General features: G+C 64.2%; 28 protein-coding genes. 16 read left to right on the top strand and 12 right to left on the bottom strand.

The window, feature by feature from the left end; genetic code table 11:
• The first annotated feature begins 124 nt into the window (after window positions 1–124).
• The 12 genes from ABVV53_RS01420 (at window position 125) to ABVV53_RS01365 (ending at window position 11,978) form a co-directional block, all read left to right on the top strand.
• Window positions 125–1,108, top strand: a complete 984-nt coding sequence (locus ABVV53_RS01420) for a YihY/virulence factor BrkB family protein (RefSeq protein WP_353982531.1) — start codon at window positions 125–127, stop codon at window positions 1,106–1,108.
• Window positions 1,109–1,123: 15 nt separating this feature from the next.
• Window positions 1,124–1,927 carry an enoyl-ACP reductase FabI gene (gene fabI / locus ABVV53_RS01415; protein WP_353982530.1) on the top strand — a complete coding sequence of 268 codons (804 nt, stop codon included), beginning with the start codon at window positions 1,124–1,126 and terminating at the stop codon, window positions 1,925–1,927.
• Window positions 1,928–1,991: 64 nt separating this feature from the next.
• Entirely contained in the window at window positions 1,992–2,714 is a 723-nt protein-coding gene (locus ABVV53_RS01410) for a sterol desaturase family protein (protein WP_353982529.1), read from the top strand.
• On the top strand, window positions 2,681–3,127 hold the full coding sequence (locus ABVV53_RS01405; protein ID WP_353982528.1) for a DUF2141 domain-containing protein: 447 nt from the start codon (window positions 2,681–2,683) through the stop codon (window positions 3,125–3,127). The genes ABVV53_RS01410 and ABVV53_RS01405 overlap by 34 nt, the downstream gene beginning before the upstream one ends.
• Before the next feature lie 58 nt (window positions 3,128–3,185).
• Entirely contained in the window at window positions 3,186–4,445 is a 1,260-nt protein-coding gene (locus tag ABVV53_RS01400; protein WP_353982591.1) for an MFS transporter, read from the top strand.
• A gap of 94 nt (window positions 4,446–4,539) precedes the next feature.
• The gene (locus ABVV53_RS01395) at window positions 4,540–5,916 is read left to right on the top strand and encodes a PAS domain-containing protein (protein ID WP_353982527.1); all 1,377 of its coding nucleotides are present in this window, start codon (window positions 4,540–4,542) and stop codon (window positions 5,914–5,916) included.
• A 126-nt stretch (window positions 5,917–6,042) separates the two neighbouring features.
• The gene (locus ABVV53_RS01390; protein ID WP_353982526.1) at window positions 6,043–7,398 is read left to right on the top strand and encodes a M48 family metalloprotease; all 1,356 of its coding nucleotides are present in this window, start codon (window positions 6,043–6,045) and stop codon (window positions 7,396–7,398) included.
• A gap of 64 nt (window positions 7,399–7,462) precedes the next feature.
• On the top strand, window positions 7,463–8,158 hold the full coding sequence (locus tag ABVV53_RS01385; protein ID WP_353982525.1) for a DsbA family protein: 696 nt from the start codon (window positions 7,463–7,465) through the stop codon (window positions 8,156–8,158).
• 67 nt (window positions 8,159–8,225) lie between these two features.
• On the top strand, window positions 8,226–9,386 hold the full coding sequence (locus ABVV53_RS01380; protein ID WP_353982590.1) for a sensor histidine kinase: 1,161 nt from the start codon (window positions 8,226–8,228) through the stop codon (window positions 9,384–9,386).
• A gap of 111 nt (window positions 9,387–9,497) precedes the next feature.
• Window positions 9,498–10,295: a LytR/AlgR family response regulator transcription factor gene (locus ABVV53_RS01375; RefSeq protein WP_353982524.1), complete on the top strand. Its 798-nt coding sequence runs from the start codon at window positions 9,498–9,500 to the stop codon at window positions 10,293–10,295.
• 109 nt (window positions 10,296–10,404) lie between these two features.
• The gene (nadC, locus tag ABVV53_RS01370) at window positions 10,405–11,265 is read left to right on the top strand and encodes a carboxylating nicotinate-nucleotide diphosphorylase (RefSeq protein ID WP_353982523.1); all 861 of its coding nucleotides are present in this window, start codon (window positions 10,405–10,407) and stop codon (window positions 11,263–11,265) included.
• Entirely contained in the window at window positions 11,262–11,978 is a 717-nt protein-coding gene (locus ABVV53_RS01365; RefSeq protein ID WP_353982522.1) for a ribonuclease T2 family protein, read from the top strand. Before nadC ends, ABVV53_RS01365 begins: the two co-directional genes overlap by 4 nt.
• A 9-nt stretch (window positions 11,979–11,987) precedes the next feature.
• Here the strand turns inward: ABVV53_RS01365 and ABVV53_RS01360 are convergent, their stop codons facing one another.
• Window positions 11,988–12,443 (bottom strand): nucleoside deaminase, encoded by a 456-nt coding sequence (locus ABVV53_RS01360; protein WP_353982521.1) that lies wholly within the window; start codon window positions 12,441–12,443, stop codon window positions 11,988–11,990.
• Window positions 12,444–12,557: 114 nt separating this feature from the next.
• Here ABVV53_RS01360 and rpmB point away from each other — a divergent pair, with 114 nt between their 5' ends.
• Window positions 12,558–12,842 (top strand): 50S ribosomal protein L28, encoded by a 285-nt coding sequence (gene rpmB, locus ABVV53_RS01355; protein WP_353982520.1) that lies wholly within the window; start codon window positions 12,558–12,560, stop codon window positions 12,840–12,842.
• Between the two features lie 82 nt (window positions 12,843–12,924).
• Here rpmB and ABVV53_RS01350 read toward each other — a convergent pair whose 3' ends face one another.
• From ABVV53_RS01350 to xseA, 4 genes are all read right to left on the bottom strand, one after another.
• A complete protein-coding gene (locus ABVV53_RS01350; protein WP_353982519.1) occupies window positions 12,925–13,926 on the bottom strand; it encodes an esterase-like activity of phytase family protein in 1,002 nt (333 codons plus the stop codon).
• A gap of 94 nt (window positions 13,927–14,020) precedes the next feature.
• The gene (locus ABVV53_RS01345) at window positions 14,021–14,938 is read right to left on the bottom strand and encodes a M23 family metallopeptidase (protein WP_353982518.1); all 918 of its coding nucleotides are present in this window, start codon (window positions 14,936–14,938) and stop codon (window positions 14,021–14,023) included.
• Between the two features lie 8 nt (window positions 14,939–14,946).
• Entirely contained in the window at window positions 14,947–15,150 is a 204-nt protein-coding gene (locus tag ABVV53_RS01340) for a DUF2093 domain-containing protein (RefSeq protein WP_353982517.1), read from the bottom strand.
• Between the two features lie 27 nt (window positions 15,151–15,177).
• Window positions 15,178–16,656 carry an exodeoxyribonuclease VII large subunit gene (gene xseA, locus ABVV53_RS01335; protein ID WP_419956729.1) on the bottom strand — a complete coding sequence of 493 codons (1,479 nt, stop codon included), beginning with the start codon at window positions 16,654–16,656 and terminating at the stop codon, window positions 15,178–15,180.
• Here xseA and purD point away from each other — a divergent pair.
• On the top strand, window positions 16,655–17,935 hold the full coding sequence (gene purD, locus ABVV53_RS01330) for a phosphoribosylamine--glycine ligase (RefSeq protein ID WP_353982516.1): 1,281 nt from the start codon (window positions 16,655–16,657) through the stop codon (window positions 17,933–17,935). The two genes, xseA and purD, sit on opposite strands and share 2 nt — an antisense overlap.
• A 9-nt stretch (window positions 17,936–17,944) precedes the next feature.
• Entirely contained in the window at window positions 17,945–18,430 is a 486-nt protein-coding gene (locus ABVV53_RS01325) for a hypothetical protein (protein WP_353982515.1), read from the top strand.
• On the opposite strand, the gene ABVV53_RS01320 is transcribed toward ABVV53_RS01325, so the two are convergent.
• Window positions 18,427–18,936, bottom strand: a complete 510-nt coding sequence (locus ABVV53_RS01320; RefSeq protein WP_353982514.1) for a 3'-5' exonuclease — start codon at window positions 18,934–18,936, stop codon at window positions 18,427–18,429. The genes ABVV53_RS01325 and ABVV53_RS01320 overlap by 4 nt on opposite strands.
• A 28-nt stretch (window positions 18,937–18,964) precedes the next feature.
• A complete protein-coding gene (locus tag ABVV53_RS01315; RefSeq protein WP_353982513.1) occupies window positions 18,965–19,963 on the bottom strand; it encodes an adenosine kinase in 999 nt (332 codons plus the stop codon).
• A 122-nt stretch (window positions 19,964–20,085) separates the two neighbouring features.
• On the opposite strand from ABVV53_RS01315, the gene ABVV53_RS01310 reads away from it, so the two are divergent.
• Window positions 20,086–20,532: a hypothetical protein gene (locus tag ABVV53_RS01310; protein ID WP_353982512.1), complete on the top strand. Its 447-nt coding sequence runs from the start codon at window positions 20,086–20,088 to the stop codon at window positions 20,530–20,532.
• Between the two features lie 18 nt (window positions 20,533–20,550).
• Here ABVV53_RS01310 and ABVV53_RS01305 read toward each other — a convergent pair whose 3' ends face one another.
• The 5 genes from ABVV53_RS01305 to sufC all read right to left on the bottom strand — a co-directional run bounded on the left by ABVV53_RS01305 (window position 20,551) and on the right by sufC (window position 24,183).
• Window positions 20,551–20,910 carry a HesB/IscA family protein gene (locus tag ABVV53_RS01305; protein ID WP_353982511.1) on the bottom strand — a complete coding sequence of 120 codons (360 nt, stop codon included), beginning with the start codon at window positions 20,908–20,910 and terminating at the stop codon, window positions 20,551–20,553.
• Between the two features lie 63 nt (window positions 20,911–20,973).
• A complete protein-coding gene (locus ABVV53_RS01300; protein ID WP_353982510.1) occupies window positions 20,974–21,471 on the bottom strand; it encodes an SUF system Fe-S cluster assembly protein in 498 nt (165 codons plus the stop codon).
• Complete coding sequence (locus ABVV53_RS01295) at window positions 21,468–22,712, bottom strand: aminotransferase class V-fold PLP-dependent enzyme (protein ID WP_419956728.1); 1,245 nt, start codon at window positions 22,710–22,712, stop codon at window positions 21,468–21,470. Before ABVV53_RS01295 ends, ABVV53_RS01300 begins: the two co-directional genes overlap by 4 nt.
• The gene (locus ABVV53_RS01290) at window positions 22,709–23,443 is read right to left on the bottom strand and encodes a SufD family Fe-S cluster assembly protein (RefSeq protein ID WP_353982509.1); all 735 of its coding nucleotides are present in this window, start codon (window positions 23,441–23,443) and stop codon (window positions 22,709–22,711) included. The genes ABVV53_RS01295 and ABVV53_RS01290 overlap by 4 nt, the downstream gene beginning before the upstream one ends.
• Window positions 23,440–24,183 (bottom strand): Fe-S cluster assembly ATPase SufC, encoded by a 744-nt coding sequence (gene sufC / locus ABVV53_RS01285; RefSeq protein ID WP_353982508.1) that lies wholly within the window; start codon window positions 24,181–24,183, stop codon window positions 23,440–23,442. The genes ABVV53_RS01290 and sufC overlap by 4 nt, the downstream gene beginning before the upstream one ends.
• Window positions 24,184–24,185 lie beyond the last annotated feature (2 nt).

Here is a 24,185-nt window from a genome sequence, read left to right as displayed (position 1 = left end):
CTCCGAAGGGTGGGGAGGGCGGCTGCCGAGAAGGCGGCACAGATGATAGCGAACGAGCGCAGCTTGAAGGCTACTGCGCCTTCAGGGCCGCGCGTGGATCGCGTCTGGCTGACGGAAGCGGCCGGTGGCTGATCCCCAAGCGCCGTCAAACCTCACACCAGAGGCCCGGCGTGTGGATGCGGTACGCCGCGTTTCCGGCCTTCAGGCCCATATCCGCGAGAAAACCGGACCGGGCTCTCGCTTCTTCAACGTGACCAAACGGGTCATCACCGGCGCCTGGCAGGACGGCTTCATTCATGCAGGCAATCTGGCCTACATGACCATGCTGGCGCTGTTCCCCTTCTTCATCGTCGTCGCTGCGGTCTTCTCCGTCATTGGGGAGCAGGAACGGCTCGACAGCTCGATCGACAACCTGCTCACCGCGCTGCCACCACGAGTCTCCGAGGTGCTCGGTCCCGTGGCGCATGCGGCCGTGGAAGCGCGGCAGGGATGGTTGCTGTGGGTGGGCGGACTGTTCGGACTGTGGTCGGCCGCCAGCCTGATCGAGACCATCCGCGACATTCTCCAACGCGCGTATGGCGCACAGCCGACGCATGCCTTCTGGCGATATCGGCTCGCGTCGAGCGGCATGATCGTGCTCGCGGTGTTAACCTTGCTGCTATCCCTTTCCGGCCAGGTCCTGATCGCCTCGATTCAGCAAGTGCTCTTTGCTCTGTTCCCGCTGATCGATGCACCGCGCGCCGCGCTGCTGCTATCCCATGCGGTCACCGCACTGACGCTTTATGGCTCGATTTACGTGCTGTTCTACACGCTTACCCCTGCCGCCTATCAGAAGCCGATCTATCCACGCTGGCCCGGCGCACTGCTGGTAACAACGTGGTGGGTGGTCGTTGCTATCGCGCTTCCGCGCATGCTCCGCACGTTTTTCCGCTACGATCTTACCTATGGCAGCCTTGCCGGGGTGATGATCGCACTTTTCTTTTTCTGGCTTGTCGGACTAGGGATGGTGGTGGGCGCCGAACTGAATGCGGCGCTGACGGAATCGCCGGAAGAGCGGGCACTGAACCGATCCGGCGGACAGGTGAAGAATAACGCTACCGGCGAATAACGGAAAGAAATGCGGATGACGGGTCTAATGCAGGGCAAACGCGGCCTCATCATGGGGCTGGCGAACGACAAGTCGTTGGCCTGGGGGATTGCGAAGAAACTGGCCGAACACGGCGCCGAGCTGGCGTTCTCCTACCAGGGCGAGGCGCTGGCGAAGCGCGTGCGCCCGCTTGCGGAGAGTTTGGGCAGCGACTTCCTGATCGAGTGCGATGTGTCCAACATGGACGCCCTGGACACTGCGTTCGACACCCTGAAGGCGCGCTGGGACACCATCGACTTCATCGTCCACGCCATCGGCTTTTCGGACAAGACGGAGCTGCGCGGCAAATACATGGACACCAGCCTCGACAACTTCCTGATGACCATGAACATCTCGGCCTACAGCCTGGTCGCGGTGACCAAGCGCGCAGCGGCGATGATGAACGACGGTGGCTCGATCCTGACGCTGACGTACTACGGGGCCGAGAAGGTAGTTCCGCACTACAACGTCATGGGCGTGGCCAAGGCGGCGCTGGAGACCTCGGTGAAGTACCTCGCCAATGATCTGGGACCGCGCAATATTCGCGTGAACGCGATCTCGGCAGGGCCGATCAAGACACTGGCCGCCAGCGGCATCGGCGACTTCCGCTATATCCTCAAGTGGAATGAGCTGAACGCACCGCTGCGTCGCAACGTGACGATCGAGGACGTGGGTGGCAGCGGGCTCTACTTGCTTTCCGATCTCTCCTCGGGCGTCACGGGTGAAACGCACCACGTCGATGCCGGGTACCACGTCGTCGGCATGAAGCAGGAAGACGCGCCTGACATCGCGTTGGCGTGAGCGGTCTGCGACGAAGCACGATGGGCACTAGCTGCCGGCACCGGCGAAGCGCATAAGGCTGCCCATGCCGGACAACCTCGCGCCCGCACTGCTTTCTGCTGCCGCGATGACGGCAATTGTGGGCGTGCGGTACCTCGTGACCAGCGGGTTTTTCGCCTGGCTTACCGGACGCGTGCGGCCGGGGCTCTATCGCGAACTGCGCCCACAGATCGGTCGCGAGGTGCGCTGGTCGCTGCTGTCAGCGGCGATCTACGGCATCCCGGCGGGAGTGGTCGCCTGGGGATGGCAGGCGCGGGGTTGGACGCAGGTCTACACCACGGCGGGGGCCTATCCCTTGTGGTGGCTCCCCGCTTCGTACCTCGTCTACCTCTTCCTGCACGACACCTGGTTTTACTGGACTCATCGCTGGATGCATCGCCGCCGGATATTCGAGCTTGCCCATGCGGTGCACCACGCCAGCAAGCCTCCAACAGCCTGGGCGGCGATGAGCTTCCACCCCATCGAGGCGCTGACCGGCGCCGTCGTGATACCCGCCCTTGTCTTTTTCGTGCCCATCCACGTAGCCGTGCTCGGACTGGTTCTGCTGACGATGACGGTGATGGGGATCACGAACCACATGGGATGGGAGATGTTTCCGCGTTGGCTCGTTCACTCGCGGTTGGGACATCATCTGATAACCGCCAGCCATCACCAGCGCCATCACGAGTTCTATCGATGCAATTACGGCCTCTATTTCCGTTTCTGGGATCATTTGTGCAAAACCGACCGCGGTCTCTCGGCGCCCTGACGCTCCTCGCGGTGCTGCCGGCGATCTCCGGCGCAGCGCTTCCAAGCACGGATGTGGTCGCATCGGTGACCGGCCTGCGCTCCACCCGAGGGCAGATCCTCGCTTGCCTGACCGCCCGTCCCGAGGCCTTCCCCGGCTGCGACAATGATCCGGACGCGCGGCGCCTGACCGTCCCCGCCACGACGAGCCCGCTGCGCTTCGGCTCGGTTCGGGAAGGGCGTTATGCGGTCGCCCTGATCCACGACGAGAACGGCAACGGCAAGCTCGACAAACACCTGATGATCCCGCGCGAAGGCTTCGGGTTCTCGCAAGACGCGCCCGCCGTGATGGGGCCGCCGCGCTTCTCGAGCGCCTCCTTTCCCGTTGGCGCGGCGGATGAGCATCTCTCGATAAAAATGCGGTATATGTTCTAAGCTTGCGAGCCGGCGCTGCTCTGCTTACTCCGGTCGCGTGGCAGATGCGGAACCCTCCCTGACAAGCGAGGTGCTCGACCCCAGCGGGCACCCGGCGACAGACACCGGTACCTTCTCGCCCTTTCGCTATCCGGTATTCCGCGCGATCTGGATCGCCAATCTGTTCTCGAACATCGGCGCCACCATCCAGTCGATCGCGGCTGCCTGGATGATGACGGAGCTGACCACGTCGCACCAGCTCGTCGGCCTCGTGCAGTCCTCGGCCACGGTGCCGATCATGCTGTTCGGCGTGTTCGCGGGTGCGATCGCCGACAACTTCGACCGTCGCCGCGTCATGCTGGCAGCACAAGTCGGGATGCTCGTGGTCTCCAGCGCACTGGCGGCGATGACGTATGCGGGGCTCATCAATCCGATCCTGCTGCTCTCGTTCACCCTCACTGTCGGGATCGGCACGGCCCTTAATTCGCCAGCCTGGCAAGCCTCGGTGCGCCAGCAAGTCGATCAGCGGCAACTGCCGCAAGCGATCGCGCTCAACTCCATCTCGTTCAACATCGCGCGCAGCATAGGCCCGGCGGTGGGTGGTCTCCTCATCTCGATGTGGGGCGTCTCGTTCGCCTTCCTGATAAACGCCGTCAGCTATATCGGTCTGATCGGTGTGCTGCTCTGGTGGAAGCCCGAGCCGCGCGCTATCGAGCGACGGGCGATCCTGCCCGCCGTTGGTGTCGGCCTCCGCTACTGCGCGGGCTCCTCGCCGCTGCGCCGCATTCTCTTACGCGGGCTCTCGCTGGGATTCAGTCTGGCCGCTTATCAGGCGCTTCTACCCACGATCGTGAGCGACCAACTTGGAGGCAACGAGTTCCAGTTCGGGTTGATGCTGGGACTGTTCGGCGTCGGCTCGATTCTCGTAGCGCCGTTCGTCGGCCCGATTCGCCGCAAGCTGCAATTGGAAGGAATCCTGGCTCTGGGATCTCTGATGTTCGTGTTCGTGCTCTCGCTCCTGGCAGAGGTGCGCGTGGTCTGGTTCGCGCTGCCGGCCGCTTTCATCGGGGGGATGGCCTGGGTGATGATCCTCACCAGCATCAACACTGCCGTGCAGTTGCGATCGCCCGATGCGATCCTGGGTCGTTGCCTCTCGATCTACCAGGCCGTGACCTTCGGCGGAATGGCGCTGGGATCATGGACCTGGGGAGCGGTAGCCGATTGGCGCGATCTGCCTTTCGCACTGCATGCCGGCTCGATTTTCCTGATCGTGTCTTTCCTGCTCCTGCGAATCGTCGCGCCATTGCCCAAGCCCGGCGAAGGCATCATCCAGGACTGATCCGGCCCAAGCACCCCAAGCGCACGCGACTTCACCAGTTATTTACCACGTTGCGCCAGAACCCGGTCTCCCAAGGGGGTTAGGGCAAACCGCGATGGATATTCTGCGCGCTGATTTTCGGGATACCGGCGACCACCGTTCGGGCGAAGGTCCCTCGGCCGACGACGAGACCGGACGCGAACTGCCGCCAACCCCGATCGGCCAGGACGAGCGGCGTATGCAAGTGCGCGCTTACAACTTCTGGGCCAGCCGCCTGGGGGAAAGGCAGTTCCCCTCCCTCCTCGGCCTAGAGCCTGAGAACTTGCCGGATTTCGCCCCCTACGGCGTGCTGCTCGATTTCAGCAGCGGAATTGAAGACCCCGCCATCGGTTACATCGGCAGCGCGCTTGCCGAAGAATGCGGCACCTCCCGTGTGATGCGCAAGCTCAGCGACGTCCCCGGACGCTCGCTGCTGTCGCGCATCACTGATCACTACATGCAGATCCTGGCAAATCAGGCCCCGATCGGTTTCGAGGCGGAATTCGTCAACTGGCGCGGAGCCACGATCGCCTATCGCGGTATCCTGCTGCCCTTCTCCAGCGATGACGAAACGATCGATCACATCTTTGGCGTGATCAACTGGAAGGAACTGGCGGACGCGCAGGTCGCGGGCGAACTGCAGTTGCAGATGGAGCAGGCTATCGAGCCGCTCAGCCCCTTGCGCCATGCCCGTGCGCCCTTGACCGACTGGGCCGACGGTCCCGCCGAAATCGAACCCTGGGCAGCAGTAAGCCGGCTTACGACTTTGCCCGTGCCGGACTTCGGCCTCACCAGCGCGTCTTATCAGGACATCGCGGCCGATATCGATCTGCCGGATGGCGCGATGGACGAAGCTGACATGGCGTTGGCTGATTGGCTCGCCTCTGCCCGCGAACTCGCTCTGAATGCGGCAGGGTGCGAGGACCGCTCGCGCCACGCGCTTTACGCGGCGATCGGGCGCGCTTACGATTTTGTGCTGGCTGCGGGCGACGACCCGGATGAACTGCGCGAACTCGTGGAAGACGCGGGGCTGACGATGCAGACCCGGGCTCCGCTGACGCCGCTGGTAAAGCTGGTATTCGGTGCTGACTACGACAAGACGCGGCTTGCTGAATTCGCTGCGGCTCTCGGCCATGCTCAACGTCTCGGCTTGGGTATGGGCTCTCTCGCCACGCACCTTGCGAACGCGCCCGGCGGCCTAAAGGCGATCGTCGCCGAAGAGCGCCGCTTGCGGCGGGCCGAGACCGCTCGCCCTGCCCGCGAGTCGGCCGGCGGAAAGCTGGCCGAACGTCTTCGCACTCTCGATTCGCAGCCTATGGGCGCCATAGCGGCCGAGGGGAACGAATTCGCCCTTCTGGTCGCCCGTCGACTCCCCGAAGGCGGTGTCGTGCTGTTGGGCGAGGTCGCCGACGACCCTCGCTTGCTAGAGCGCGCCGCACGACATCTGCTCTGACCGTTGTTCTGCACCGGAAGCGTCAGATTAACGGTCGACGCCGCCATCCGCGGCAGGCATGACACGCGAGTGGAAAAATGCGCCCTTCAGCGCCGGTTAACCCGCTCACGCGCTAAGGCGGCAGGGATGCGTTCCCGCCGGTCATGTGCCTTCCTGCTCGCTTTGCTGGCGCTCCTCACCTCTGTGCCGGCAACAGCGCAATCGATCCTGCGCGATGCAGAGACCGAAGCGCTGTTTCGCGACATGTCGCGGCCGTTGGTCGCAGCTTCCGGACTCGATCGCAAGAACGTCGATGTGGTTCTCATCAACGATCCCAGCGTCAACGCCTTCGTGGCGGGAGGGCAAGCGGTCTACGTCAACTCCGGCCTGATCAACGAAGCCAGCACCGCCAATGAAGTGCAAGGCGTGATCGCGCACGAACTCGGCCACGTCGTCGGTGGGCATGCCGTGCTGAACATGGGCGGCAAGTCGGCGACCAACATCAGCCTGCTATCGCTCCTGTTGGGCGCTGCGGCAGCCGCCGCCGGTGGCGGAGAAGCGGCGATGGGCGTGCTCATGGCAGGCCAGCAAGCGGCTATGGGCAAGTACCTCGCCTACAACCGCTCTCAGGAAGCGAGCGCGGATGCCGCTGGCGCGCAGTACTTGTCGAAAGCCGGAATCACCGGGCGTGGCTCCATCGAGTTCTTCAAGAAGCTGCAGAACCTGGAGTTCCGCCACGGTTATCGCCCCAAGGAGGGCGACGGCTTTTTCAGCTCGCACCCGCTCACCGCAGACCGTATCACCACGCTGCGGGACACTTATGAGGCCGATCCAGCTTGGGACAAACCCAGCGATCCCGGGATCGAGGAACGCTTCAGCCGGGTGAAAGCCAAGCTGTTCGGCTTCCTCGCCGAGCCGCGGGATACCTTGCGCGTCTATCCGCTCACCGACAACTCCGTGAACGCGCACTACGCACGCGCTTACGCGTACCACAAGGACTCACAGCTCGATCGCGCGCGTGCCGAAGTCGACGCATTGTTGCAGACTGCACCCAACGACCCGTATTTCCTAGAACTCAAGGGACAGATCCTGCTCGAATCCGGCAGGGCCGCCGAAGCGCTCGAATCGCTGCGCCGGGCTACCGAGCTCACCAGCCATCAGCCGCTGATCGCAACGCTGTTCGGTCACGCTCTGATCGCAACAGAGGATCGCAAGAACTACGCCGAAGCCCAGCAAGTGCTTCGCGCGGCGGTAGCGCGCGACAGGGAGAACCCCTTCGCCTGGTATCAGCTCGGCGTTATTTACGCCGCCAATGGCGACATGGCCCGTGCGCGGCTTGCCAGCGCCGAGCAGCAAGTGCTGAGCGGCCGCATGAAAGAGGCTCTGATTAGCGCCCAGACAGCGCAAGCGGGGCTTCCCGCAGGCACTCCCGACTGGCTGCGCGCCCAGGACATCGAGTTCCAGGCTCGGGCCGAGATTGAACGCGAACGCAAACGCAGATAGGCGCCCAGCGAATATGACGTCAGGCGAAGCTAAATCCACAAGCGGGGCGGCACGGATCGCACTCGTGATCCTGTTGATGGCAGTCGCGGCGGCCCTGGGCTGGTTCGCCAACCGGCAACTCGGCGCCCCCCGGGACCGCGCCGCGGTCGAAGAGATCGTGCGCGCCTATATCCTTGAGCATCCGGAGATCCTGCCGGAGGCGATGGAGAACCTTCAGCGCAATCAGGGCCGCAACCAACTTGCCCAAGTGCGCGAGAGTGTGGAGCAGCCCTTCCCCGGCGCGGTGCTCGGCAACCCCAGCGGCTCCGTCACCTTGGTGGAATTCACCGATTTTGCCTGTGGTTACTGTCGACATTCGGTGGAGGACGTAGCCAAACTCACCCGAGAGAATCCCGATCTGAAAGTCGTCGTGCGAGAGCTGCCGATCATCAGCCCGCACAGCGCTGAGGCCGCCAAGATGGCGCTCGCCGCCGCCGAGCAGGGCAAGTACGCAGCATTTCACAAGGCCATGTTCGCAGCCGGCCAGCTCGACGCAGCATCCATCGAGGCCGCGGCGCGCCGCGCGGGCCTCGATCTGGAGCGTGCCCGCAAAGTCGCGGCCAGTGCACCCGTTGCCGCCGAGCTGGAGCGCAACCTGGGCCTGGCTCAAACGCTCGGCATCGGCGGAACCCCGAGCTGGGTGGCCGGGGATGAGCTGATCTCCGGCGCGGTGGGCGTCGATCGGCTCGCCGAAGCCGTCAACGCTGCGCGGGCGAGTTGATCGCGGAAAAAGGTAAGAGATCGGCAAGGATTCCCGTTCCCCGGCTTTTAGGCTAGGAACGTCCATGATGCGCGTCCTGCCGATCAAGCCGATCCCGTTTTTCGCCAACAAGAACCAGGCGTTCTGGCGGCTTCAGCTGGCGGGCTGGGCCGGCGCGATGTTGCTGCGCGCGATGTCGGCCATTGCCAACGACCAGCCGCTGAACTTCCTGGTGATCGTGCTGATCGGCACAGCCACCGGCTTCTCGATCTCGCTGCTTTTAGCAGTCATATTCCGCCAGCTTATCGGGCGCAGACCGTTCGTTACCTGGGGTGTGACCGTTCTGACCTTGCCGTTCGGGGTGGGGCTTTACGCGTTCGTCGATGCCTGGGTGATCTGGCTCTATCGGGCCGAGAGCAACGCCAGTTTCGCGCAGCTGTTCATCGGCTACTTCTATTACGACGCGACCCTGCTCGGCGCGTGGTCGGCATTATACTACGCCATCAACTTCTACCTGCAGGTTGAGGAGCAGAACGATCAGCTCATCCGCCTGGAGAACCAGGCGACGCAGGCGCAGCTCGCGATGCTTCGCTATCAGCTTAACCCGCACTTCCTGTTCAACACGCTGAACTCGATCTCCACCCTCGTACTGCTGAAGCAGACCGAACCGGCCAACGCGATGCTCAGTCGGCTTTCCTCCTTCCTGCGTTACACGCTGGTCAACAAGCCTTCCGCCCGAGTGACCGTCGCGCTCGAGGTGGAGACGCTCAAGCTCTATCTCGATATCGAGTTGATGCGCTTTGAAGAGCGGCTGCGCACCCGGTTCGATATCGCCCCGGAAACCGAGCAAGGCATGCTTCCCTCCCTACTGCTCCAGCCGCTCGTGGAAAACGCCATCAAGTATGCCGTGACTCCGCAGGAAACCGGAGCGGAGATCACCATCTCGACGCAGCTTATCGGTCCGATGCTTCGCATCGTCGTCTCAGACACCGGACCAGGCTTGCAAACCAGCACGACGGACAACAGGCTGTCTGGCATGACATATGATGGAGGGGAGCCGGTCTCTACCGGTGTGGGTCTGTCCAATATCCGCGATCGGCTGTGGCAGGCCTATGGGGAGGATCACCGTTTCGACATCGTCGAACCGCCCGAAGGCGGCTTCGCAGTCATCATCGAGATCCCCTTCGAGAGTCGCGAGTCCGCCGAGCAGGCCGATGCGGCACTGCTGGCCGCGACGCCCTCGCACTGATACACTGCATCCATGCACTCGCTGGCCGGGCATGTCCCGCTTCCCGGCCTGAAGCATCAGGTCTGAAACCTAGGGGCGAACTGCGCGTTCCAGCGCCGGAGATTTCACCGAATGACCATCCGAACCATACTCGTCGATGACGAAAAGCTCGCCATTCAGGGCCTCCAGCTGCGTCTGGAGAAATACCCTGACGTCGAAATCATTGATACGTGTTCCAACGGCCGGGAAGCCATCCGCAAGATCAAGACGGAAAAGCCCGACCTCGTCTTTCTAGACATCCAGATGCCCGGCTTCGACGGCTTTTCCGTGGTTAAGGGCGTGATGGAGATCGAGCCCCCGCTGTTCGTCTTCGTAACTGCGTATCAGGAACACGCCGTACGTGCCTTCGAGGCTAACGCGGTCAACTACCTGATGAAGCCTGTGGAGGACGACAAGCTGGCCGATACGCTGGCGCGCGTCCGGACTCGCCTTACCGAAAAGCGTTCGGCCGAAGAGGCGGAAAAGCTTAAAACCGTGCTTGCCGAAGTGGCACCGGATGCGATGGATCAGCTCCCCGAGGATGCCGATCCCAACTCCGACCGCTACGAGAAGCTCATCAACATCAAGGATCGCGGCCAGATCTTCCGGATCGACGTCGATTCGATCGAGCATATCGAAGCGGCCGGCGACTATATGTGTATCCGCACCGCCGACAATTCGCTGATCCTTCGCGAGACGATGAAGGACCTTGAGCGCCGGCTCGACCCCCGCGTGTTCCAGCGCGTGCACCGCTCGACCATCGTCAACCTGAACCAGGTCCGCCAGGTCAAGCCGCACACCAATGGCGAATGCTTCCTGGTGCTCGATTCGGGTGCTCAAGTGAAAGTCAGCCGCTCCTACCGCGATGTAATCGCCCGTTTCGTGCACTGAGCCCGATGGCCGGCCCCCTCCTTGCAGAGGCGGGCCGGCGCTGCAGCTGCTCAAGGCCCATTTCAGCAGCCTCTCGACAAGCGCCGGGCGACGCGCGAAAGACCTGGTCATGACCCAGTTCACGCTGCCCGGCTTCGATCTCGACGCATTCGTCACCGCCACTCTGGATGAGGATCTCGGCGTCGGCCTTCCCGGCGGCGGGCGCGACGTCACATCCGAAAGTGTAATTGACGCCGAGGCGCGGTTCTCGGGCGTGATGGACTCGCGCGATGCGATCACCGTCGCGGGCCTGCCCATTGCCGCCGCGTTCTTCCGCACGCTCGATCCTGCGATAACGATCGAGATCCTGGTCGAAGAAGGCGCGCAAGTGCAGCCAGGCACCAAGCTCATGCACCTCACTGGCAACGCGCGCGCCATGCTCACGGCTGAGCGCTCGGCCCTCAACACAGTTCAACACCTCTCGGGCATCGCGACGATGACGCGCAGCTATGTGGATGAGATGAAGGGCAACGCCACCTTGCTCGACACACGCAAGACGATTCCCGGGCTCAGGCATCTCGAAAAGTACGCGACACGCATGGGCGGGGCAAAGAACCACCGCATGGGTCTGTGGGACGCGGCGATGATCAAGGACAACCACGTCCTTGTCGCAGGCGGAGTGGGTCCTGCCGTGGCCCGCGCGAAGGCAGCCGGTGTCGCCCAGGTCATTTGCGAAGTCGACAGCCTTGACCAGATCGAGCCCGCTCTTGCCGCAGGAGCCGACCACCTGCTGCTCGATAACATGAGCCCCGATGTTCTGCGCGAGGCCGTCTCGCTCATCGCCGGGCGTGTTCCCAGCGAAGCATCAGGCGGCGTGAACCTCGGCACGATTGCCGCCATCGCCGCGACGGGTGTCACCTACGTTTCGGTGGGACGCCTGACACAGAGCGCGCCTGCGGCCGATATCGGGCTGGACTTCACGCCACTGTGACCACCACAATGCCGAAGCGGCTCTCGACCCTGGTTCTGGCACTCGCCCTTTTTGCCGTGCCTGCTCTCGCGCAGTCTTATCAGTGCGTTCCGCCTCGCGCACTGGAGCCGATCAAACCGGTCAAGCCTGACGGTCCGGCTAGAAGAACCGCTATCGGCGGGTACACACTCGCCGCGAGCTGGTCGCCCGACCACTGCAAGACGCGCGGCGATCCGGCCTCGATGCAATGCTCAGGGCGCCAGGGTCGCTTTGGCTTCATTCTCCATGGACTCTGGCCCGAAGCGGCTCGCGGTCTTTACCCGCAGTGGTGCGCAACGCTGCCGTTACCCTCGCCCGAGCTTCTACGCCGCAACTTGTGCATGACACCGTCCGCGCAGCTCCTGGTGCACGAGTGGGCCAAGCACGGCAGTTGTATGGCCAAGACCCCGGCACAGTACTTTAAGGTGAGCGCGATCCTGTGGAATTCCATCCGGTGGCCCGATGCCGATATGCTCTCACGACGCGACGACCTCACTGCCGGTGACTTGCGCCAAGCATTCGTCGCAGCGAATCCTTCCTGGAAGGCGGAGCAAGTGGGGCTTCTGGTCAGCGGCAACGGCTGGCTGCGCGAAGTGCGACTTTGCTATTCGAAGCGTTTCCGGCCTGCTCGCTGCGGGCCGCACCTGTTCGGGCCGGCAAACACCGCTCCGCTGAAGATCTGGCGGGGACTCTAGCCCCGCACTTCAGCGCTTCTCGCGGAAGAAGTCCCGCAACAGTTCGCCCGCTTCCGGCCCACCAATGCCCGCATAGACGTCGGGGCGGTGCAGACACTGCGGTTGATCGAAAACGCGTGCACCGTGCTCCACGGCGCCGCCCTTAGGATCGGATGCCCCATAGTAAAGCCGCGCGATTCGCGCGTGAACGATCGCACCCGCGCACATGGCGCAAGGCTCCAGCGTCACCCAAAGCTCACAACCCTCCAGCCTCTCGTTGCCCAGCGCCTTGGCCGCGGCGCGAATCGCAACCATCTCGGCGTGCGCTGTGGGGTCGTGGATCTGGCGCGGGGCGTTCCGTCCAATGGCAATCGTCTGCCCGTCCTTGACGATGACCGCTCCGATCGGCACTTCTCCCTCAGCGGCGGCTAGCCGCGCTTCTTGAAGCGCGCGCGCCATGTGCGGGGGAAGCGGCCAACGGGTCATGAGCCCGCGCTAGACCTCCTGAAGGCACCGTGCAACTTGACCTGCCCCTGGTGAATCGCTAAGGGCGCGCCTTCCCGTTTAAACGGCACAGACATTTTTCGAGCGAGAGAGACCATGTCCCGCATCTGCGAACTGACCGGCAAGAGCCGTCTTACCGGCAACAACGTCAGCCACGCCAACAACAAGACCAAGCGCGTTTACCTGCCCAACCTGCAGAACGTGACGCTGCTTTCCGACGGGCTGGAGCGCAGCTTCAAGTTCCGCGTGTCGACGCACGGCCTTCGGTCGGTGGAGCACAACGGCGGTCTCGATAACTGGCTGCTCAAGACCTCTGACGAGAAGCTCAGCACGCGCGCTCTCAAGGTTAAGCGCGACCTGAGGAAGAAGCAGGCGGCCTGATTATCTTTCGTCCTGCTTCGGCGGGACGATGATATAGGTGAAGCATCAAGGCGTGCGGGGCGATCCGCGCGCCTTTTCGCGTTCATCCCCCGCTCGGCAAATCAGCAGGATCGACGACGAGCTTCCACAGGAGCGTGCGCTGTAGGGCTGCCTGGTTATCGTCGGAGATGAGCCACACGGTCAGCTTGCCGTCGTCCCGCGGCGTCACAGCAATGCCTTCGAAGTTGTCGACCGGCAGCGAGGAGGCGATTCGCGCGACTTCCTTCGCGTGCCACACCCCACCGGCCCGAATCTCTTCCGGATCGGCGATAGCGATGCGGGCCGCAAACCGTTGAGGGAAAGGCCACACGAGCGCTCGCATAAGCACCAGCACACGCCCGTCAGGTATCTGGACCATGTCCACAGGGTCGAACCCCGACGGGCCGTCGAAGACGAACCTCTCCACCGCGTCAGGAGCTTCCACCGGATCACCTGCGAAGATCACGGCATCGTGACGATGCCCACGCCACCAGTCGAGCGGCGCCTCCTGCAGCAACACGAAGCGTCCGTCCTGCAGCCGGGTCATTGCCTCTGGGCCTGAATTCTTGCCCCAGTGCCGAATGATTTCGGGGCGAACGCTCCCCGTCTGTACCCAATTCGAGTTCAGCCGTATGATCGAGTTGCGCAGCTCAAGGCCCAGCCAGATCGAACCAGTGGCCGGATCCCGTGTCGCGGATTCCACATCAACATCGGACTTGTTGTGGTTCGGATTGTCCAGCAAGTTGCCGATCCACGGCTTTGCCTTGGGTCCCCCCGGCGGCGCAAAGACAAGAAACCGCCCCAGGTCCGACAAGGTCAGCATACGCCCATCCGGCAGCGGTACGAGGGCGGAGTAGCCACCGAACTTCCACGATCCGAGCTTCATCTCCCAGGCTTTCTCGAGCCGGAAAGGACCGAGGTGCGCTTGCAGGATCGCCTCCGAGGGTCTTGGCTCGGCCACGAAGGTCAGCGTCTTGTCGCGCGCCGGCGTCACCCGCTCCGAGCGCAGCCAAGTGCTGAAGGTCACGCCGACAATCAGGATCAGGAGAGCTATGCTGCGATGCACCACGGCTTGATAGGGGAGTGGGCGGACCGCGCAACCCCGCCTGTGCTCGTTTCAGAGCCGAGTTCGTTTTAGGTGGAGCCGGGCGCAACCGCACCTAGCGCATGGGGCCGGTAAGGAGAATCGGATCGAGGCGTGAGTCATTCCATTTCATCGACCAGTGCAAGTGCGGCCCCGTGGCACGTCCGGTGCTGCCGATCCGGCCAATGACTTGCCCTTGCCGGACATGCTCGCCCTCTCTCACAAGAATCTCGGAACAGTGCAGGAAGGCGCTGTTGAGGCCCAATCCATGGTCAAGCATCAGGAGGTTGCCCTCCAACGTAAACGGCTTCTCTGCTGCCAGGATGACGACGCCATCCGCCGGCGCCACGAACGGCGTGCCGCTGGTGCCGCTGGTGATGTCGATGCCCGAATGGTAGGAGCCAGGCTCACCTCGGTAGACGCGTTGCGAGCCGAACCGGCCTGAGATCCGCCCTGTCACGGGCCAGACGAAGTCCTGCCGCCAGCCTTGTGCGCCGGTGTCCTTCGCACGCGCACCGTTGATGCGCGCGAGTTCAGGTCGTCGCAGCGCCATGAAAGCTTCGCTTGCCCCCGATTGCCTGCGGGCGATATTGATGTTCTCGATCCGCCAGGCACGCGGCGCGACGGTCAGCGGGTGCGTTACCTTAGCGCCGGAATCCAGGGTCGCCGTCAGCGTGGCCGTGGGACTCGCGTCGCGATCGAAAGCGACGAAAAAGCCTCCGTTTTCGGCAAAGTCGACCCGCTCACCGTTGAACATCAGGCTGCGCGTGCCTGCTGGCGCGCTACCCTTGATCCAGCCGCCCTGCGTCAGTTCGCCTGCGAATGCGAATATCGCGGGACGAACAGGCTCAGGCGAGCGCGCAGGGGCCAACACCGCAGCAGGTGCCGCCACTATTGCTTTTTGAGCGGTTTTCTGAGGAGTCTCGGCCGATGGAACTGCCGTGCAGCTTGCGAGAACCGCCAGCACGGCGACTGGTGCAAGCGCGCGGCGCATCGCGCCCGTCATGCCTCGCCGAGCAGGCGGCGTGTGGCAACCTCAGGGTTGGCGTAAGGCTCCTGCCGCTCGACATCCCAGTAACGCAGAGCTTCCAGTGGAATCTTTTCGCCGGTTACGGCGCACAGGACGTGGTTGCCCGGGCTCAGCATGCGAAAGCCATTGGGGCCATAGTGCAAGGTGGCGGGGCGGTCGGCAGAAGACATCAGCATGGGCATCGATCTAGCAGAGCGTTGACTTCAAAACAAATCACCCTGCCGAGCGGTCGGTTCCTTTGAACGCGAGGACCGACGCAGAGCCGAGCCGGGAACGACCGCCAGATCGCCGTCGCGGAACTTGAGGACGAGCGAAGCTTCGCGCTCGGCTCGTGCCTTGTCGGTCAACGTGCGCCCCTCGGGGTCGGTCACGCGGGCAAACCCGCGCGCCAGCGGCTTGTCAGGATCGAGCTGGGGCAGCACTCGCGCAACCGGGGCGAAATGCTTGCAAGCGGCGTCGAACCTGCGCTGCAGCAACGCCGGGGTGAGTCCCGCGCGCGCTAACCTTTCGTCCGCACGCTCCAGCCGTTGCCGCAGCAGCGGCAAGGAGAGCTGCGCGCCGCGCCCCTCCAGCCTTGCGCGTGCAGCCATAGCCCGCTCACGCAAAGCGCGGCGCAGGCATTCGCTCGCCTCGTCCAGTTTCTGCGCCTTGGCTGCGAGCAGCGCCTCGGGACGAGGCAAGTGGCGCGCTCTCGCCTCGAGCCGCTCGCGACCGAGCGTGAGCGGGCGCGTGGCGCAGCGGCGTTTCCTCAGGGAAAGCTCGGCCAGCGAGTTAGCCAGCTCGGCGTGTACCGGGACCGCCATTTCGGCAGCAGCCGTTGGCGTTGGTGCGCGCCGATCCGCGGCATAGTCGCACAAGGTCGTGTCGGTCTCATGGCCGACGGCGGAGATGACAGGGATCGTGCACTCGGCAACTGCACGCACCACCGCTTCCTCGTTGAAGGCCCATAGATCCTCGATCGAGCCGCCTCCGCGGGCGACAATGACGAGGTCGGGCCGCGGCACCCGTCCGTTCTCCGGCATGGCCGAGAATCCTCGCACCGCCGCCGCCACTTGAGCCGCAGCGCCCTCTCCCTGCACCAGCACCGGCCAGACCAGAACGCGGCTGGGAAACCGGTCTGCCAGGCGGTGGAGAATGTCGCGGATGACGGCGCCCGTGGGCGAGGTCACCACCCCGATCATGGCAGGCAGGAACGGCAGAGCGCGCTTGCGTTCACTGGCGAAGAGACCTTCCGCCGCCAGCCGGGCGCGCAGCTTCTCCAGCAGGGCGAGCAGTGCCCCCTCGCCCGCGATCTCCATGGACTCGATGACGATCTGGTACTTCGAGCGCCCGGGATACGTTGTCAGCTTTCCCGTTGCGACGACCTCGACCCCGTCCTCGGGTCGGAAAGCGAGCCGCTGCGCCCCGCCTTTCCACATGACGCCGTCGATCACCGCCTTGTCGTCCTTCAGGCAGCAGTAAAGGTGGCCCGATGCGGCCCGTTTCACGCCTGAAAGCTCTCCGCGCACACGCACGAAACCGAAGCGGTCTTCCACCGTGCGCTTGAGCAATGCCGAAATCGCGCTAACGGACAGCGGCTCGGCGTTGTCGCCCGGCATGGCCTTGGCTACGAGCGGGGCCTTCGCTACGGGCGGCGCTTTCCGCTCATCCGAATAATCGTCGTCATCGAAAGGCAGCGCCATGAATATCCTTCTGCTGGGATCGGGAGGCCGCGAGCATGCGCTCGCCTGGAAGCTGACGCAATCCCCGCTTTGCACCCGTCTTTATGCCGCGCCGGGCAACCCGGGAGTTGCCCAGCACGCAACGTGCGTCTCCCTTGATTCGGCAGATCACGCCGCCGTCATCGCCTTCTGCGAGGGGCAGAGCATCGGCCTCGTCGTCGTCGGACCGGAGGCGCCACTGGTCGATGGCCTCGCCGACACGCTGCGCGGCGCCGGCATAGCCGTGTTTGGCCCCAGCCGCGGCGCCGCCCGCCTTGAAGGCTCGAAGGGCTTTACAAAGGATTTGTGCGAACGTGCGGGCATTCCGACAGCACGTTACGTGCGCGTCACGTGCGAATCGGAAGGGCTTGGCGCCCTCGACAGCTTCGGCGCTCCTGTGGTGATCAAGGCCGATGGCCTCGCCGCCGGCAAGGGCGTCACGGTCGCGATGACCATGGCCGAAGCACAGGAGGCCGTGCGCGAGATCTTCTCGGGCCGCTTCGGCCAAGCCGGTGCCGAAGCCGTGATCGAGGAATTTCTCGAGGGTGAGGAAGCCAGCTTCTTTGCGCTTACGGACGGCAGCACCATCGTCCCGTTCGGCTCTGCACAAGACCACAAGCGCGTGGGCGAAGGCGATACCGGTCCCAACACGGGCGGCATGGGCGCCTACAGCCCCGCCCCGGTGCTCACGCCCGAACTGGAGGGCGAAGCGATGACGCGAATCATCGCACCCACTGTCAAAGCCATGACCGACGAGGGTTGCCCCTATTCAGGTGTGCTCTACGCCGGCCTGATGCTGACTCGCAGCGGTCCCAAGCTGATCGAGTACAACTGCCGCTTCGGCGATCCGGAATGCCAGGTGCTGATGATGCGGTTGGGCAGCGATCTCGTCGAACTGCTCCTCGCTTGTGCACAAAACCGCCTCGGCTCGGTGCAGCCGCCCCGCTTTTCCGATGCGACGGCGCTCACGGTCGTCATGGCGGCGAACGGCTATCCCGATACGCCCGAGAAGGGTGGCCGCATCGATGGCATACCATCCGCAGAAACGGACGGCGCCAAGGTCTTCCATGCCGGAACGGCGCTAGGGCCCGATGGCGTGCTGAGGGCTTCGGGAGGCCGCGTCCTGAACGTCACAGGGTCAGGCGCCACGGTTCGCGAAGCGCAGGAGCGGGCTTATGCCGCCGTGGACCGCATCAGCTTCCCGACCGGCTTCTGCCGCCGCGACATCGGCTGGCGCGAAGTGGCGCGTGAAGGGGGCTGAGCGTTCGACATGGCTCTGAACGTCGATACCATGCTGAAGCTCAGCCTCGCTGCCGGCGCGCTGCTCGCGGGTGCAGGGGTCGGGTATTACTACGGCATCTTTCTGCCGGCAGAGTCGATCCACCAAACGCTGGATGCTGGGCAGCAGCAAGAGGCAGCCGCGTCCGACCGCAGAGCGGCTTTCGAACGGGCCCGCGCTGCCGAGACCAAGCGGCGAGAAGCCGCACGGCAGCATTACGAGACTTGCCTCGCCGCTGCAGACACTGCTTATCAGGCTCGCTGGACCTCGGGATGTCGCACGCAGCACGTGCGCCAGCGAGCCGCCTTCGAGGATTGTGCTGACGACTGGTTCCGCTCACGCAAGAGCTGCGCACGAGAGTTCCCGGTGGAGCCCGAAAGAGGCTGCGTTCTTCCTGCGCCGATCGGCAACCGTTTTGCTTTGGAGCGCGATGCAGCACGTGCGCAGTGCCTGGGTGGGTTTCAGAGCGGAATCTAAGCCGCCGTCTCGCCGTCCATCAGCAGCTTTACGGCCAGCGCCAGGCGGCTGGCATCATCGCGAGCCACATGCTCCACGGGTAGCCGCTCTCGTGCCGCATCGAGCGCGCTGACCACCTGCTCGCGAGTATAGCCCCGCTCCAGCAGGTACTCGCCGAGGTAGAGAACCGAAAAGGGCGGCTTGGTTCCAGCGGCGTGAGCCAGCACCTCCAGCCAGTAGGCATCGAGGTCAGCGTCCGCATAGACGTGGCACTCACCCGCGAAATCCCGCATCTCCGCGACAACTTGTGCCGGCGGCAGGCCTTCGTCAGCTAGGAGATCCCGGCTGATGCCGTGCAGCGCCTCGGCTTCAGGAGACCAGTCCCAGAAACGCCAGGCATCGGCAGGGCGAATGAGCCACGTCCGGCTCGAACCATCGACTCGCGCCAGCGCCACCTCGATCGGGTAGGATTGCCCGTAATCGGGTAGGCAGCTCGCTTCGAAGTCGATCAGCGCCGGTGCGGTCACGCTTCGCTCCCTTCCCGGCGCCCTCCCATCAGCCCACCCGCTCGGCGGCCAGCCTGGCAAGATCGACTTCCGGCCGCGCTCCGAAGTGCGAGATCACCTCGCTGGCACACAGTGCACCCAACCGCAGGCACTCATCGAGTGGCCGCCCACGTACGTGACCGAAGAGGAAACCCGCCGCGAACAAGTCGCCCGCACCAGTCGTGTCCACCACGCGCGCAACGGGCTCTGCCGGCACTTGCGCCCGCTCGCCGCCGGCGGTCGCTACCGCGCCGTCCTCTCCGCGGGTGGCAACCACGACAGGCACTTTGGACGAAAGCGAGGCGAGAGCCTCGTCAAAGTCGTCGATGCCGGTCAGCGCCGCCAGTTCCACGGCATTGGCGAAGAGTATGTCGATCTGGCCTTGCGCGATCAGCGCGCGGAAGTCGTCACCATGACGATCGATCACGAAGGCGTCGGAGAGCGTGAAAGCGACTTTGCGGCCCGCATTGCGCGCCGTGTCGATCGCCTTGCGCATGGCCGCGCGCGGCTCCTCGGGGTCCCAGAGGTAGCCTTCGAGGTAAAGCACGGCGGAATCGGCGATGGCATCCAGATCCAGCACTTCGGCGGGCAGAAACTGCGAGGCCCCCAGGAACGTGTTCATCGTGCGCTGCGCATCAGGCGTCACGAAAATCATGCAGCGGGCCGTCGGCGGATCGCCTGCGCGCGCAGGGGTGGTGAAATCGATGCCGGCAGCACGAATGTCATGGGCGAAAACTTCGCCGAGTTGATCATCCGCGACCTGACCGATGAAGGCGCAGCGCGCGCCAAGAGAAGCCAGGCCCGCAAGCGTGTTCGCGGCCGAGCCACCCGAGACTTGCGCGGTCGGGCCCATGTGTGCGTAAAGCTCTTCGGCCCTTGCGGTATCGACAAGGGTCATGCCCCCGCGCGTAAGGCCGAGTTCGTCGATCACCTCGTCCCGGCTGTGGGCGAGCACGTCGACGATGGCGTTGCCGATCGCGATGACATCGTAACGGGCGGCTTCATTCATGTGCGCAGAGGTTCCTTTTTGCCGCAAACCGGCTTCATGCCGCGAGTAGCCTGCGGGTCAGCCCGGGGCAACCGTGGGCAGCGTTGACAGTCCATAGCGCGGGCGCAATGCGGAACGTAACCATGCTGTACACTCTACCATCGCCGACCCCATCGGCCATGCGCGCGCTGCTCACGGCGGCTCTGCTTGTGCCTTTCCTCGCCGCTTGTGCCTCCAGCGGCGGGACCACCTCAACACCGCGCCCGGGCAAAGTCACGGGGCAGCCGGTTAGAGCACCAATTCGCGCCGCACCGCGCGACCCGACGTTTCAATCCATCGCCGGTCTTCAAGGGGTGATCGGTGCGAACGAGAGCCAGATCGTACGCCAATTCGGCACGCCGCGACTGAATGTGTGGGAAGGCGACGCGCGCAAGCTGCAGTTCACCGGCACTGCCTGCGTGCTCGACGTCTATCTTTATCCGACGAGCCAGTCGCGCGAACCAATCGCCTCATACGTCGATGCGCGCCGTGCGTCCGACGGAGAGGAAGTGGACCGGGCCGCCTGCGTGGCCGCGCTCAAACGCCGGTGATGCCGCGCGAGCTGGCGATCAGACCGTGAAGCTTTCGCCGCAGCCGCAGGCACCCTTCGCGTTGGGATTGTTGAACACGAACCCGGCGGTGAAGTCATCCTCTGACCATTCCATGGTGCTGCCCACGAGGTAGAGAACGGAAGCGCCATCAATGAAGAACGTGCCTCCGGGTGTCTCGATTCGCTCGTCGAGTGGACTGGCCTCCGTGACGTAATCGACCGAGTAGGCAAGGCCCGAACAGCCGCGCCGCGGCGTCGAGAGCTTTACTCCGATCGCGTCTTCAGGTGCCTTGGCCATGAGCGCGGCGATTCGCGCCTCGGCAGAGGGGGTCAGAATGACAGCAGCGGGGCGCTGGCGTGTCTTGGTTTCCGTGGTCATGTCAGCCTCTTCTTCCGGCACAACGCGTGGCCGGCCCTTGTGTTGTGAAAACCGCAGCGCGGGTCACAACATCCCCAACTCGAGCTTCGCCTCGTCGGACATCTTCGCCATGTCCCACGGCGGATCCCATACGAGACTGACCTCGCAGTCACGCACACCAGGCACGGCGGCCACGCGCAACTCCACTTCGCCAGGCATCGACTCGGCCACGGGACAATGCGGCGTCGTCAGCGTCATCATCACGGCCACGCCGCCATCCGGGGATACGTCCACGCCATAGATCAGGCCCAGATCGTAGATATTGACCGGGATCTCCGGGTCGAAAATCTCCTTGAGCGCCTGGATCACGTTCTCATAGATCGCGCCGCCGGGCTCGTTCGGATCGTCAGCCGCCGGCTTCTCAGCCAGAAAGCCTTCCAGATAGTCCCGCTTGCGCCCCAGCTTCTCAGCCGCCGTCTCCTCGACGGGTGCGTCTTCCACACGCGCCCGCGGGGGCGGGGTGACCGCCTGAACTTCCTCGACCGCGAACTTGCGATCCTCGTCACTGGTACTTGCCGTCATTGGCCGAATATCCTCCGCGTGCGCTCGATCCCTTTCAGGAGCGCCTCGATGTCGCTTTCGTCGTTGTAGAGCCCGAAGCTGGCGCGCGCCGTGGCCGACACGCCCAAGTGCTCCATCAGCGGCTGAGCACAATGGTGCCCGGCGCGGATCGCCACGCCTTCCTCGTCCAAGATAGTACCGAGGTCATGCGGATGCACCCCGTCGAGCGCGAAACTGACGATGCCGATGGAATCGGCCGGGCCGAACAGCGTCACGTCATTGCGTCGCGATAGCTCGTCGCGCAGTTTCGCAGCCAGCACCCGCTCGTGCTCCTGCGCCACATCCAGGCCGACCTGGTCCAGCCAGTCGATTGCGGCCGCAAGCCCGATCGTCTCGATGATCATCGGCGTTCCCGCTTCGAAGCGCTGCGGCGCCGAGGCGTAAGTGGTCTGCTCAAAGGTGACCTTTTCGATCATCGCGCCGCCGCCGTGCCAGGGCGGCATGCTTTCGAGAATCTCTGCCCGAGCCCACAGCGCGCCGATGCCGGTGGGACCGTAAAGCTTGTGCGCGGAAAAGACGTAGAAGTCACAGCCAAGCGCGTGCATGTTGAGCTTGATGCGCGGTGCGGCCTGGCAGCCGTCGATCAGCAGCTTCGCACCGACGCCGTGCGCCAACTCCGCTGCTCGCCCGATGTCGAGCACAGAGCCAAGCACGTTCGATACGTGCGCGAAGGCCACCAGCTTGTGCGCTGGCGTCAGCATCGCAGCGGCAGCGTCAAGGTCAATCTGTCCATCCTGCGTGAGCGGGCAAACATCGATTTCCACGCCCGTACGCTCGCGCAGGAGTTGCCAGGGCACAATGTTAGAATGGTGCTCCAGCGTGGAAAGCAGAATGCGATCGCCCGCCTTCAGGTTCTCGACGCCCCATGTATTCGCGACAAGGTTGATCGCCTCGGTCGCCCCGCGCGTGAACACCACTTCGTCTTCGGTCGCGCCGACAAATGCGGCCACGCGCCGACGCGCAGCTTCGAAGCCCAGCGTCATTTCCGCAGAGCGCGCATAGACGCCCCGATGGACAGTCGCATAGTCCACGCCCATGGCGCGGACGGTAGCATCGATCACCGCCTGCGGCTTCTGCGCCGTGGCGGCTGTGTCGAGATAGCCCCAAGGCGAGCCGTCAAGATTCCACATGCCTGGGAACTGCGATCGCAGGTCGGTCGAAGTCGAGACACGCTCAGCATTGTCCACGCGGGCCTCGCTCACAGGATCGCCTCCAGTCGCTCCAGCGCCTGCGCGCTCAGCGTCTCTTCGCCTGGTGCGCCGGCAAACGCCTCGGCAATGAACGCCTGCAGCATGAGGCGCTTGGCCTGCGGCGGCGTCAGCCCGCGCGACATGAGATAGAACAGCCCCTGCGCATCCAGCTCGCCAACGGCGCAGCCATGGGCGGCTTTCACATCGTCAGCGTAGATCTCAAGTTCCGGTCGAGCGTTGGCCGTAGCCGTGCGTTCGAGGAGCATGGCACGAACGGACTGCTCGGCATCAGTGCCATCGGCGCCGCGCGCCACCGCGATACGGCCGAGATACGTGCCCGTGGCTTGCCCGGCCAGCACCGTGCGAACGATCTGTGCAGAGGTTGAATTCGGCGCTGCGTGCATGACTTCGCTGACGATCTCCAGCGTCTCGCTGCCAGTCGCCAGCTGCGCCGCGCCGAGTGTGAAACCTGCTGCCTCTCCAAGCGTCACGTCAACGGCGATGCGACCGAACGCAGGTCCGGCAGACAGCACCCGAAGATCGAACTTCGCGCCGGCCTCCAGCGTGATCGCCAGATGACGGGCGACGGCGCCATCGCCGGTCGCGATCACTTCCAGCGAACCGCTCTTGCCTGCGGCAACCACGATCTCCTCGCGCGCGACCGGCCACACCGTGGCCAGCGCATCGATGTCGGAGTAGCGGAACCCCTCGTCCCGCCGGGTGGGAAGAGCAAGCGTCGTCACGCGACGACCGCCTCGTAGCCTTCTTCCTCAAGCTGCAGAGCCAGTTCCGGGCCGCCGGTGCGCACGATCCGCCCGCCTGCAAGCACGTGGACGAAGTCCGGCTTCACGTAGTCGAGCAGGCGCTGGTAGTGCGTGATGAGCAGCACGGCCTTGTCGGGCTTGCGCATGATCGCGTTGATCCCTTCGCCCACGATGCGCAGCGCGTCGATGTCGAGGCCCGAATCGGTCTCGTCGAGGATCGCCAGCTTGGGATCGAGAATGCCCATCTGCACCATCTCGGCGCGCTTCTTCTCACCACCCGAGAAGCCGACGTTCACGGCACGCTTGAGCATGTCCATGTCCATCTTGAGCAGTCCCGCCTTCTCGCGCGCCAGCTTGAGGAACTCGCCGCCAGACAGCGGCTCCTCGCCGCGGCCCTTGCGCTGGGCATTGGCCGCTTCGCGCAGGAACTGGACGAAGGACACGCCGGGGATCTCGACCGGATACTGGAAGCCCAGGAACAGCCCGGCGGCAGCACGCTCGTGCGGCTCCAGCTCGAACAAATCGGCACCATCGAGCGAAACCGAGCCGCCGGTCACTTCGTAGCCGGGCCGCCCGCCCAGCGTATAGCCCAGCGTCGACTTGCCGGCGCCGTTGGGCCCCATGATCGCATGGATCTCGCCCGCATTGATCTGGAGCGAGAGTCCCTTGAGGATCGGCTTATCGGCAACGGTGGCTTGGAGATTATAGATCTGGAGCATGG

The sequence above is a fragment of the Novosphingobium kalidii genome (assembly GCF_040534015.1).
GTDB classification, from domain to species: domain Bacteria; phylum Pseudomonadota; class Alphaproteobacteria; order Sphingomonadales; family Sphingomonadaceae; genus Novosphingobium; species Novosphingobium kalidii.
This window is presented reverse-complemented; position numbering and strand designations above follow the sequence as displayed.